The sequence below is a fragment of the Xanthomonas campestris pv. campestris str. ATCC 33913 genome, from assembly GCF_000007145.1.
Classification (GTDB): domain Bacteria; phylum Pseudomonadota; class Gammaproteobacteria; order Xanthomonadales; family Xanthomonadaceae; genus Xanthomonas; species Xanthomonas campestris.
Map to the genome: position 1 here is coordinate 2,233,978 of NC_003902.1, position 12,243 is coordinate 2,246,220.

Sequence of the window (12,243 nt, forward strand, 5' to 3'; positions counted from 1 at the left end):
GTTCCCGGTAAAGCCCTCGCGACCGAGGTCGCTCCTACACAAGCGGTGTTAGCGAGATTGTCTGGGCCACTGCGCGTGGTCGGGTCGCCGGAATGTCGTAGGAGCGCCCTTGGGCGCGAGGGCATTCCCGATAACGACCGTCGCGCCCGGGTGCGCTCCTACGCGGTGGCCAATCGACGAACCCGCCTCATCAATCACCACAGCGAAGGCTGGCTGACCACAAACCCGTCTCACCATTCGAAGCGCCCGGCTCAGCTAATGGTGCCCGCCAGCTTCAACCGCTTGATTCGAAGTGCCCGGCTCAGCTAATCGTGCCGACCAGCTTCAACCGCTTGTCTTCCGGCACTTCGCTATACGCCAGCACCGACAGGCTCGGCACGCTGTGGCGGACCAGGCGGGCCAGGGCGGCGCGCACCTGGCCGGGCACCAGCACCACCGCCGGTTCGTTGCGGGCTTCCTGCTTGCCGACGCATTCAGCCAGGCTCTGGTGCAGGCGTTCGGCCAGGCCTGGCTCCAGCGCCACGCCGTTGCCATGGGTGGATTCCTGCAGCACGCGCTCCAGCTGCGGGGCCAGGGTGAACACGGGCAGCTCGGCCGACATGCCGGCGATTTCCTGCACGATGAACCGGCCCAGCGAGGTGCGCACCGCGGCAGTGAGGGCGGCCGGGTCCTGGCTGTGCGGGGCGTGCTCGACCAGGGCTTCGACGATCTTGCGCAGCTGGCGCACCGGGATGCGTTCGATCAGCAGGTTCTGCAGCACGCGCACCACCACCGACAGCGGTAGCGCCTTCGGAGTGAGGTCTTCGACCATCTTCGGCGCGGTCTTGCCCAGGGTGGCCAGCAACTGCTGCACTTCTTCGTGGCCGAGCAGCTCCGGGGCGTGTTCGCGGATCAGGTGCGACAGGTGGGTGGCCACCACGGTGGCCGGGTCGACCACGGTGTAGCCCATCGATTCGGCATAGGCGCGCTGGTGCGGCTGGATCCAGGTGGCATCCAGGCCGAACGCCGGGTCCTTGCCGGGAATGCCGTCTAGTTGGCCGAGCGCACCGCCCGGGTCCAGGGCCAGTTCGCGGTCGGGGTAGATCTCTGCGGTGGCCACCGGCACGCCGTGCACCAGCAGCCGGTAGGCGTTGGCTGAAAGCTCCAGGTTGTCGCGGATGTGCACCGGCGGCACCAGGAAGCCGATGTCCTGGGTGAGCTTGCGGCGCACGCCCTTGATGCGCGCCATCAATTCGCCGCCCTGGTTCTTGTCCACCAGCGGGATCAGGCGGTAGCCCACTTCCAGGCCCAGCGGGTCGATCGGGCGCAATTCGTCCCAGCTCAGCTCGGCGCTGGCGGCGGCGGCCGTCGCTGCGGCAGCGGCTTTTGGGTCGGTCGCGGCTTCGCCGGTGGGGGCGACCACCAGGCTGCGCTTGTACATTTTCCAGGCGATCACGCCCAGGATCAGGCCGAGCGTCAAAAACGCGACGTTCGGCATGCCGGGCACCAGGCCGACCAGGCCCAGGATGGCTGCGGCCACCGCCAATGCGCGGTGCTGGCCGAAGACCTGGCTGATCATGGCGCCGCGCATGTCCTGCGCCCGCGAGGCGCGGGTCACCAGCAAAGCGACCGAGGACGAGACCAGCAAGGCCGGCAGCTGCGCCACCAGGCCGTCACCGATGGACAGCAGCGTGTAGGTGGACGCGGCGTCGATGAAGGACATGTTGTGCTGGAGCATGCCCACCGCCATGCCGCCGATGAGGTTGATGAACAGGATCAGGATGGCGGCGATGGCGTCGCCGCGGATGAACTTGTTGGCACCGTCCATTGCGCCGTAGAAGTCGGCTTCCTCGCGGACCTCTTCGCGGCGGGCCTTGGCTTCCTCACGCGTCAGCAAACCGGCGTTGAGGTCGGCGTCGATGGCCATCTGCTTGCCGGGCATGGCGTCCAGGATGAAGCGGGCGGTCACTTCCGACACGCGCCCGGCACCCTTGGTGATGACCACGAAGTTGATGATGGTCAGGATCGCGAACACCACGATGCCCACGGCGTAATTGCCGCCGATCACGAACTGGCCGAAGGCCTCGATCACCTTGCCGGCTGCGGCGTGGCCGTCCTGGCCGTTGATCAGGATCACGCGGCTGGAGGCGACGTTCAGCGCCAGCCGCAGCATCGTGGTCATCAGCAGCACGATCGGGAAAATGGTGAATTCCAGCGGGCGCTGCACGTAGACCACCGCCAGCAGCACCATCAGCGAGATGGCGATGTTGAAGGTGAACAGCGCATCCAGCACCGGCGCGGCCAGCGGCACCATCAGCATGGCCAGCATGGCCATCAGGGCGAGCGGGGCGCCCAGGCCGTTGCGCAGCAGCTCCATCACGCGGCGGGCGTTCATCGGGGCGGGTTGGGCGCTCATGCGCTGGCCCCCTTGCCGAACTCATCCACCTCGAGCGGCGGCAGATCCGGCATCGGGCCGCCATTCCAGCCGCGTAGCTGGTAGACGTAGGACAACACCTGTGCCACCACCGAATAGAGTCTCACGGGAATTTCCTTGCCGAGTTGGGCTTCCCTATACAAGGCGCGTGCCAAAGGCGGCGCGGTGACGATCGCCACCCGGTGCTGCTCGCAGGCTTCGCGGATGCGGAAGGCCATTTCGTCCACGCCCTTGGCCACCACCACCGGGGCGCGCATCTTGCCGCCTTCGTACTTCAGCGCCACCGCGTAGTGGGTGGGATTCATCAGCACCACATCGGCGGTGGGCAGCGCTTCCATCATCCGGCGCTGCGACATCTGCATCTGCATCTGGCGGATGCGGCCCTTCACTTCCGGGCTGCCTTCGCTTTCCTTCATCTCGCGCTTGATCTCCTCGCGCGTCATCTTCAGCTTCCGCAGCCAGTTCCACTTCTGGTACGGCGCGTCGAAGGCGGCCAGCAGCACCAGCGCGCCGGCGGTGTAGAACAGCAGGCTCTTGGTGAAGTCCAGCCCGTTGCCCACGGCCTGTTCCAGTGGCCGGTTCACCAGCGAGCGCAGCCCGTGCAGGCCCTTGGAGATACAGAGGCTGGCCGCCAGGCCCACGAACAGCAGGCGCAGGATCGACTTGACCAGCTCAGCCAGGCTGTTGCTGCCCCACATGCGCTTGATCCCGTTCATGGGATTGAGCTTGTTGAGGTCGGGCATGATCGCCTTGCCGGAAAAGTGCAGGCCGCTCATCAGCAGTGGGCCGACCAGCCCGGCCGCCAGGCAGATGCCGATCAGCGGCACCATCACCCACAGCAGTTGCAGCAGCAGGTCGCCGAAGTGGCCGAACAAGGCCATCGGGTTCTCGCGCATCTTCGGGTCGGGGCTCAGCGCGGTCTTCATCCAGACACTGGCGCCGTCGCCGATGCCGCGCGCCATCAGCATCAGCGCGAACACCCCGGTGCCGAACACCGCAGCGGTGGACAACTCGCGCGATTGCGGGATGTTGCCTTGCTCGCGGGCTTCGCGCAGGCGTTTTTCGGTGGGTAGTTCGGTGCGTTCGCCGCCGTCTTCGGACTCGGACATTGGGGGGCCGTTGACTGGATTGGCCTTGCGTCATGCAAGTGGTGTTCCTTAAAACGGGAATGGGGAATCGGGATTCGGGAATCGCAAGGGCGGGGGGCTGCGCGCTGGGCGATTGCAGGGGGGGGCGGGAATAGGTAAAGCCGGGTAGCAGACGCCTGGTAGGTTGCGCTGGCCGGGCAAGCGGCGGCGGTGCGTTTTACGCCGTATGGCTGGGAGCGTGCATGGTCTAGATCGGGGCGCCTGGCGATGCCAACCATGTGGGTGTGCTGTTGGGTGGTTCGGTGTGTGTTGGCGGCTGGATGCTGGGAGCGCGAACGTGAACTAGGCCAAGGGATCGATTGGCCTGCATGGGGCTGAAGGAGGGGGGCGTCAGGTTGCCGGCGTTGGGCTGCGTACGCGCAAGGTGCGGGCTTGCGCCCGCGGAACTTTCACCTGCAGCCTTGGGCTCAGCTGGCGCGGCGGCGTTCGCCATCGCGCTGGGCGACGACCAGGGCGATGAAGCGGTCCGGTTCCATCGGCCGGCCCAGCAGGTAGCCCTGTAGTTGGTCGCAGCCCAGGCGTTCGAGCGTATTGCGCTGGGCGGGGGTCTCCACGCCTTCGGCCACTACCTGCAGGCGCATGGTGTGGGCCAGGGCCACCACCGCGGCGACGATGGCGATGTCTTCCGGGCCGCTGTCCATGGCCTGCACGAAGCTGCGGTCGATCTTGAGCTCGTGGGCGGGCAGCTTGCGCAGGTAGAGCAGGTTGGAATAGCCGGTGCCGAAGTCGTCGATGGCGATCCGCACGCCCAGGTCGGTGAGCTGGCCCAGCGTGCGCAAGCAGGCGTCGGCGTCGCGCATGGCCATGGTTTCGGTGATCTCCAGGGTCAGCTGGCCGGGCGCGATGGCGTGCGCGGCCAAGGTGGCGGCCACTTCCGCCGGCAGGCTGGGCGAGGCCAGCTGGGTGGCGGAGAGATTCACTGCCACGCGCCAGTCGCCGTGCCCGGCATCGCGCCAGGCGCGCATCTGCCGGCAGGCTTCTTCCAGCACCCACTTGCCGAGCGGGCCGATCATGCCGCTGCGCTCGGCCAAGGGGATGAAGCTGTCCGGCGGCACCATGCCGCGTTCGGGATGCAGCCAGCGGATCAATGCCTCCGCGCCCAGGGGGCGGCCGTCTTCGGCGCAGTATTTGGGCTGGTAGTGCAGGGCGAACTGGCCCAGCTCCAGCGCGCGCGGCAGGTCCTGCAGCAACTGCAGGCGCTCCCGGGTGGTGCCGGTCATCGAACGGTCGAAGAAGCTGTAGCGGTTGCGGCCGGCCTGCTTGGCGTGGCCCATGGCCGCATCGGCGTGGGTCATCAGCTGGTGCTCGCTGCCGGCATCTTCCGGATACAGCGCTATGCCCACGCTGCTGCTGAGGCGCAGCTCGTGGTCGCCCACCAGGAACGGCAGCGCCAGGGCCTGCACCAGATGACCGGCGATGGCGGCGGCATCTTCCGGGTCGGCGATGTCGGCCACCAGCACGAATTCGTCCGCGCCCAGCCGCGCCAGGCTGCCATGCGCGCGCCGATGCGCGCCCAGCCGCTGTGCCACGGCGATCAGCAGTTGGTCGCCGAGCTGATGCCCGTAGCCGTCGTTGACCGCCTTGAAGCCGTCCAGGTCGATCAGCATCACCGCAAAGCGCTGCCCGTCGCGCTGGCCGCGCTCGATGCTCTGCAGCACGTGCTCATGCAGCAGCACGCGGTTGGGCAGGCGGGTCAGCGGGTCGTGCAGGGCGGCCAGCACCAATTCCTGGTTGGCCTGTGCCAGCGATTGCGCCAGCACGTCGGTGCGTTGCTGGAAGCGGCGCGACAGCACCGAGATCACCAGCGCCAGCCCCAGCAGGCCCAAGGTGACCGCCGCCACCACCGAGGCCAGCCACGACAGCGGCAGCTGCGCGCCGATCCCGGCCGCGCCGCAGATGCTGCCGGGCGCAAATTGCGCGGCAGCCATGCCGGTGTAGTGCATGCCCACGATGGCCACGCCCATGATCATGGCGGCGACCACGCGCAGGCTGTAGCGGCGGCCGTCGTGGCGCAGCTGGAAGGCGATCCACAACCCTGCAGCCGAGGCACCGATGGCGATCGCCACCGAGACCGCGAACAGCAGCGGGTCATAGGTGATCTCCGGATCCATGCGCATCGCCGCCATGCCCATGTAGTGCATCAGCGCGATGCCCAGGCCCATCAGCAGCGCGCCCAGGCTCAACCGGCGCCAGGGCAGGTCGGCGCGCGAGGTCAGCCACAGCGCCAACGCCGAGGCCAGGATCGCCACCAGCATCGAGTACGCGGTCAACGCCAGGTCGTAGCCCAGCGGAATCGGCAGCTGGAATGCCAGCATGCCGACGAAATGCATCGACCAGATGCCGAACCCCATCGCAATGGCGCCGCCCACCAGCCACGCGGCCGCAATGCCGCCACGGCTGGCGGTCATGCGCGCGGCCAGGTGCAGCGCGGTATACGAGGCCAGCACGGCCACCGCCAGCGACAGCAGCACCAGCGAAAGATTGTAAGTACCGAGCACCCGTCCACATCCCGCGCCGACACCAGCGCTTGCCCTGTGAGCTAACGACCCGCCGCGCCGCTTCTTGAGTGGGCGGGGCGACGGGGTTCATGCAACCGAGCAGGCCGGGGTTTCCGGTTCGATCCGGTTGCGCCCCTGGCCCTTGGCGCGATACAGCGCCTCGTCGGCACGGGCTAGCAGGGTCGGGGTGCTGTCGCCGCTGCGGAACCAGGCCACACCGACCGAGCAGGTGACCCGCAACGGCCGCGCAATGCCGACCTCGTACGGCGTGGCGCCGATCGCCTCATGGATGGCGCGCAGGCGGTGCTGGCTCTGTTGGGTCATGCCCGGCAGCAACAGCAGCAGTTCTTCGCCGCCATAGCGGCCCACCTTGTCGGAATCGCGCAGGCAGTTGGTGAGCCGCGCGCCGACCTGCGCCAGCACGGCGTCGCCCACCAGGTGCCCGTGTTCGTCGTTGACCAGCTTGAAGTGGTCCAGATCGATCAGCACCACCGCCAACGGGTGACCGGCGCTGGCGCACTGCTGCAGTTCTTCGGCCATGGCCTCCAGCACGCCGGAGCGGTTGAGCAGGCCGGTCAGCGCGTCATGGCTGGCCTTCAAGGCCAGCGCGGCGCGTGCGGTTTCCAGCTCGCGCTTCTCGCGCTCGAGTTGGTAGGTCCGTTCGGCCACCAGCTCGGCCAGCATGCGTTCGCGCGCCACCAGATGGCGGTGCCGCCAGCGCCACAGGCCGGCCAGCACGGCAGCGCCGATCAGCACGTACAGCGCGATGGCCGGCGGGCTGCGCCACCACAGCGGTGCCACCGCAAACGGCCAGTCGACGATGGGCGAGGCGGTGCGCCGGTAGCGGTCGAGCACCTGCACCTGCAGGCGGAAATGGCCCGAGGGCAGCGGCGGCTGGTCGATGGCCAGGTCGTTGGTCTGGATCCATTCGTCGTGCAGGCCGAGCAGGCGATAACGCACGCTCAGACGGCTGGGGTCGTCGTAGACCTGCAGGCTGGACAACGCCAGATGCAGTGGCTTGTCGTTCCAGGCCAGCAGCTGGCCGCGCTGCACCGGCACACCGCCGCGGGTGACGCTGTCGATACGCACACTGGGCTGCTGCTGGTCGAACAGCCGCGCCGGCGTGCGCACATGGCTGACACCACGCGCGGTGCCGATCCACACCGAGCCATCGGGCTCTTCCAGGAACGCGGCTTCGGAGACATCGTCCCAGAGCAGGCCTTGCGACTGCGACAGATGCGACCAGCGCTGGCCGTCGTAGACCTCCACGCCGCTCGCGTGGCCCACCCAGATCCGCCCGGCGCTGTCCTCGCGCAGCAGGTACACGCCCGCTTCGCCTAGGGCTTCATCACTGACCGCCTGCAGGTCCAGCCCGGAGGGCCGCAACACGCCATGCCACACGCCGGGGCGATAGAAGGCCAGCCAGACTTCGCCGCTGTCGGTGACGTGGAATTTGCTCACCCAGGGCTCGCCCGGCGCGCCGTTGACGCGGATCGGAATCTTGCTCCAGTGCGCTCCCTGCAGGCGGAACAGGCCATTGGCGCTGGACACCCACACACTGCCGTCGCCGCTTTGCTGGACATCGGTATAGGCAATCGCCGGCAAATCGGCCACCCGCTGCAGGGGGCCGCCCTCCAGGGCCGTGTCGATGACAAACAGCCCGGCCGCGCTCAGCGCCCAGAGCCGCCCCTGGCGGTCGAGCAGCAGGCGGCGCCCGGTGCGCGGCAGCTTGCCGACCTGGGCGCTGCGCCCATCCGGCCAGTCGCGCCGCACCGCGCCGGCGGAATTGAGGCTCCACACACTGCCGTCGGCAGAGCGCACCATGCTCACCACCTGGATGCCCGAACCCGGCAGCGCCGGTGCAAAGCGGCCATGCGGCACGGCCTGCCGGCCAACGCCGTGTTCGTTGCCGACCAGCAATGCGCCACGCGCGTCGCGGGTGATCGACCAGGTGGGTGTCAGTGGCATGCCTTGCGAGGCGTCCCAGTTTTCGATCCATTCGTAGCCGGCCCAGCGCACCAGGCCTTCGCCATCGACGCTCATCCACACGTCGCCTTCGCCGTCGACCACCACCGCGTGGCTGCTGCCCTGCGGCAGCCCGTTGCCGGCATCGAAACTGCGCCAGTGGTCAGACTCCCAGCGCACCAGCCCGGCGTGGCTGCGCACCAGCACGCGGCCGCTGCGGTCCAGCACCAGTGGCGCTGGCTGGCCGACGGTGCGGCCATCGAGCACCGGCAGTGGCCGTACCGTGAAGTTGTGTGCGCCCGGTGCGCGGTACACGATCGTGCCCACGCCGCGGGCCCACAGCCCACCTGCGCGGTCACGCAACACGCTGTACCAGCGATCGTCCGGCACGCCTTGCTGCGGGCCGTAGACCTGCACCTGGCGCTGCGCATCGATCGCACACAGCTGGCGTCCGCAGCCGGCCCACAAGGTGTCGCCATCCACCGACAGGCTCAGCACCTTGGACAGGTCCGGCACGCGCACCCGGGTGGCGGTGTCCAGCAGCGGTTCGCTATGCCAGCGTTCGCGTGCACGTGGCAACAGCCGCAGCAGGGTCCCGTTATTGGCCAGCACGGTGCCCCACGGCAGGCTGGCCAGCAACACGCCGTCTTGCAGGTGGTTGACTTCAGTGGTGTCGAGCTTGCGAAAGCCGTGTTCGTCGCCGACGAACAGGCTCTGGAAACCGGCCACCCACAAGCGCCCGTCGGGCGCTTCGCTCATCGACGAAATGGGTTCGTTGCGCAGGCCATCCAGTGGCGACTGCTGAAAATTGCGGCCATTGAAGCGATACAGCCCGGTTTCGGTGCATACCCACAGCAATGTGTTGCGGGTCTGCAGCAGGCAGGTGCCGGCCAGGCCGAGCAGGCCTTGATCGTGTGCGTAGCGACGGATGGTGGCGGTCTGCGCACCGGCGAGTTCGGCAAACGCCAGCCACAGCAGTACCAACAGCAGCGCCACGCCTTTCGACGGACGCCGGCTTGGCGAAATGCACTGGCGGTTCTCGAACCCCACGGGCGTCGCGCTCTCCCACGCAGCGGCAGGCGTCAAGGCCGGTGCATCATGCGCCGTACCTCACGGGTGCCATGGACGGCCGGTCGTGCAAGCCGCGTTACCACGCTAACGGCTGCAGTGACGGCTTTCTTTAACCGGCGTTGTCGGCGTTGCGTGCTGCATCACTGGCGTGCAGCTGCGGCGCAGCGTCGTATGCGATGCGGTTGCGTCCGTTGCGCTTGGCCAGATACAGCGCTGCGTCGGCGCGTGCGAGCAGGTGTTCGACGCTGTCGCCGGGGTGCCGCCAGGCCACGCCGATCGAACAGGTGATCGGCAGCACGACCTCGCCGGTGGGGTAATCGCCGCAGATGCCGGCGTGCAACGCGTCCAGGCGATGGGTTGCATCAGCACCAAGGCCGGGCAGCAGCGCCAGCAATTCTTCGCCGCCATAGCGGCCGATCCGGTCGTTGCCACGCACCAGCGCATTCAAACGCTTGCCGACGCCCGCCAGCACCGCATCGCCGGCCAGATGGCCGTGCTGGTCGTTGACCTGCTTGAAGTAGTCCAGGTCGATCAGCACCACCGCCAGCGGTTGCTCGCGCAGCGGCGCGCTGTCGAGCATGCCGCGGAGCGCTTCCAGAATGCCGGCGCGGTTGAGCAGGCCGGTCAATTCGTCATGCGTGGCCTTGTGCGTCAATGCCGCGCGTGCGGCCTCCAGGTCGCGCTTGTCCTGCTCGAGCTCGGCGGTGCGTTCGGCGATGAGATGTTCCAGCTCTTGCTTGCGCGCCAGCAACTTGCGCGTGCGCCAACGCAGCAGCGCCACCACGCCGCCGATGCCGGCCAGCACGTACGCCACGATGGCCAGCGCGCTGCGCCACCACGGCGGTCGCAGTGCGAAGGCGAACTGCGCAATGGGGCTGGCGCTGCGTTGGTAGGCGTCTAACGCCTGCACTTCCAGCGTGTAGTTGCCCGGTGGCAGCAAGGGGTAGGTGATGTGGCTGAGCGAGGTGGTGGTCCAGCGTGCCTGGCGGCCTTCCACCCGGTAGCGGAAGCTGATGCGCTCCGGCCCGCCTTCCACACCGGGGGTGCGCAGGTCGATCTCCAGCGGCGTCTCCGACCAGCCCACCGATGCATCCGCACGCAGGCTGCGCTCGCCGCGCTGCACCTGGGCGATCTCCACCCGCAATGGCGGTGCAGCAAACAGGCGCTCGGGCTGGCGCAGATGGCTCAGGCCGCGGCTGCTGCCGATCCAGATGCTGCCGTCGGTGTCTTCGAAAAACGCATTGGCCGACATGTCGTCCCACAGCAGCCCCTCGGCGCGGGTGATCCGCGACCAATGGCCGTGCTGATACAGATCCAGCCCCTGGCTGCTGCCCACCCACAGCCGGCCCTTGCGGTCGTGACGCAGGATGAAGGGCATGACCTTTGAGACCAGCGGGTCGGTCACTGCCTGCAGCGCCACGCTGCCGTCGGGCTGCACACGCCCGTGCCACAGGCCCACCTCGCGCAGCGACACCCAGAGCTCGCCATCGGCGGCGAAGTCGAGCTGGAACAGGTCCTGGCTGGGCAGATCGCCATGCACCGGCACCTGCACCCAGCGGTTGCCATCGCGGCGATACAGGCCATCGGCGGTGGCCGCCCACAGCCGGCCCTGCGCGTCGAGATCGAGATCGCCGATAAAGGTACCGGCCAACGCGACATCGGGTGCCAGCGGGTAGGGTGCCTGGCTGCTGCCGTGGTAGATGCCGCGCGGGGTGGCCATCCACAGCGTGCCGCTGCGGTCGAAGACCAGTTTGTAGACCGGGCTCGGCAGGTCCATCACCCGGCGCGTCTGCCCGGTGATCGGGTCGCGGCGCGCAATGGCCCCGGAAAAAAACGACACCCAGCCCGCGCCATCGGGCGCCACCGCAATGGCCAGCGCCTGCGGCAGCGGCTGGCCGTCGTGTTGCAGCCAGGGCTGCGCGCGCTGCGCCTGTGCCGGCAGCAGGCTGCCGCCGCCGTCCGCACCCACCGCCAGGGTGCCGTCGGGTAGCCGTTGGATGGCCCAGGTGGGCGCGGCGGCCATGCCCTGTGCTTCGGTCAGGTGTTCGATGCTGCCGTAGCCGAGCCAGCGCTGGATCCCCATGCCGCGCGTGCCGATCCACAAGGTGCCGGTGGATTGCTGCAGCAGCGGGCCCACCATCGCATCCAGGTGCAGGCCCTGGTCGGCACCGATCGCCGTCCAGTGGCCGTCCTGCCAACGCACCAGGCCATGGTCGGCACGCGTCAGCAGCCGGCCTTGCGGGTCTTCCACCATGGTGGTGGCGCCCGACAGTGTGTTGAAGGTGGCTTGCGCGCTGGACGGATGCGAACGGAAACGCCCCTCGCCTGGCCCGCGCGAGATGATCAGGCCACCGCCACGCAACCACAGCCGGCCAGCACGGTCGCGAAAGATCACCCGCCAGCGCTTGGCCGGCACGCCTTCCTCGTCCGAGAGCACCTCCACCAGCGTGCCGTGCGCATCCAGCCTGCAGACAGTTGCCGCGCAGGCCACCCACAAATCGTTGCCATCGGCCAGCAAGGCGCGGCGCGGCGGCAGCACCGTGCCATCGGCGGCACGCAGCGGCAGCGGCTGCACCTGCCAGCCGGTGACTGCGGCAGGGGTCAGCGCCAGCAGCGTGTTGTCGCTCACCACCGCCACACCGTTGCGGTAGGCGGCGATCACGTTGCCGGCATCGGCGCGGATCCGCTTGCCGTTGTAGTGCACCTGCTCGAAGCGCTCGCCGATGCGGACGAACACGCCGTTGGCGGTGGCCACCCACAACCGCCCGGCGCGGTCCAGGGTCAGTGCACGGGTATAGCGGGCATCGAGCCCTTGTTCGGCACCCACCGGGACGAAGCGATCGCGCTCGAAGCGGTGCAGCGCGGTTTCGGTGGCCACCCAGACCGCGCCGTTGCGGTCTTCGAGGATGCCGTTGACCGACATCCCCTGCAGGCCATCGGCCTGGTCGTATTCGCGAAAGCTGAAGGTCTGTGCATGCGCCGCACCTGCGGTGCCCAGCAGGGCAAGCACCAGCATGCAGACCGCCGGCAGCCACGGCCGAGCCCGCAGCGAACCGCGGCGCGGGAGCAGCAGGGCGAGCAGGGCAGGCAGCGTGGGCATCGTTTCCTGTCGACGGAAGAAGGGCAGTGAACACTGGCGATTGCCGCC

Annotated in this window: 5 protein-coding genes; all 5 read right to left on the minus strand. The window is 68.5% G+C overall.

Features of this window, described 5'->3' with window-relative positions; genetic code table 11:
- Nucleotides 1-301: 301 nt before the first annotated feature.
- The gene (flhA, locus tag XCC_RS09925; protein WP_016945277.1) at nucleotides 302-2,374 is read right to left on the minus strand and encodes a flagellar biosynthesis protein FlhA; all 2,073 of its coding nucleotides are present in this window, start codon (nucleotides 2,372-2,374) and stop codon (nucleotides 302-304) included.
- Nucleotides 2,375-2,391: 17 nt separating this feature from the next.
- Nucleotides 2,392-3,522, minus strand: coding sequence for a flagellar biosynthesis protein FlhB (flhB, locus tag XCC_RS09930; RefSeq protein WP_011037076.1), 1,131 nt, complete (start codon nucleotides 3,520-3,522; stop codon nucleotides 2,392-2,394).
- Between the two features lie 446 nt (nucleotides 3,523-3,968).
- Nucleotides 3,969-6,059, minus strand: a complete 2,091-nt coding sequence (locus XCC_RS09935; protein ID WP_011037077.1) for a putative bifunctional diguanylate cyclase/phosphodiesterase — start codon at nucleotides 6,057-6,059, stop codon at nucleotides 3,969-3,971.
- Between the two features lie 87 nt (nucleotides 6,060-6,146).
- Nucleotides 6,147-9,074, minus strand: coding sequence for a ligand-binding sensor domain-containing diguanylate cyclase (locus tag XCC_RS09940; protein ID WP_029628969.1), 2,928 nt, complete (start codon nucleotides 9,072-9,074; stop codon nucleotides 6,147-6,149).
- 130 nt (nucleotides 9,075-9,204) lie between these two features.
- Entirely contained in the window at nucleotides 9,205-12,195 is a 2,991-nt protein-coding gene (locus XCC_RS09945) for a ligand-binding sensor domain-containing diguanylate cyclase (protein WP_011037079.1), read from the minus strand.
- Nucleotides 12,196-12,243 lie beyond the last annotated feature (48 nt).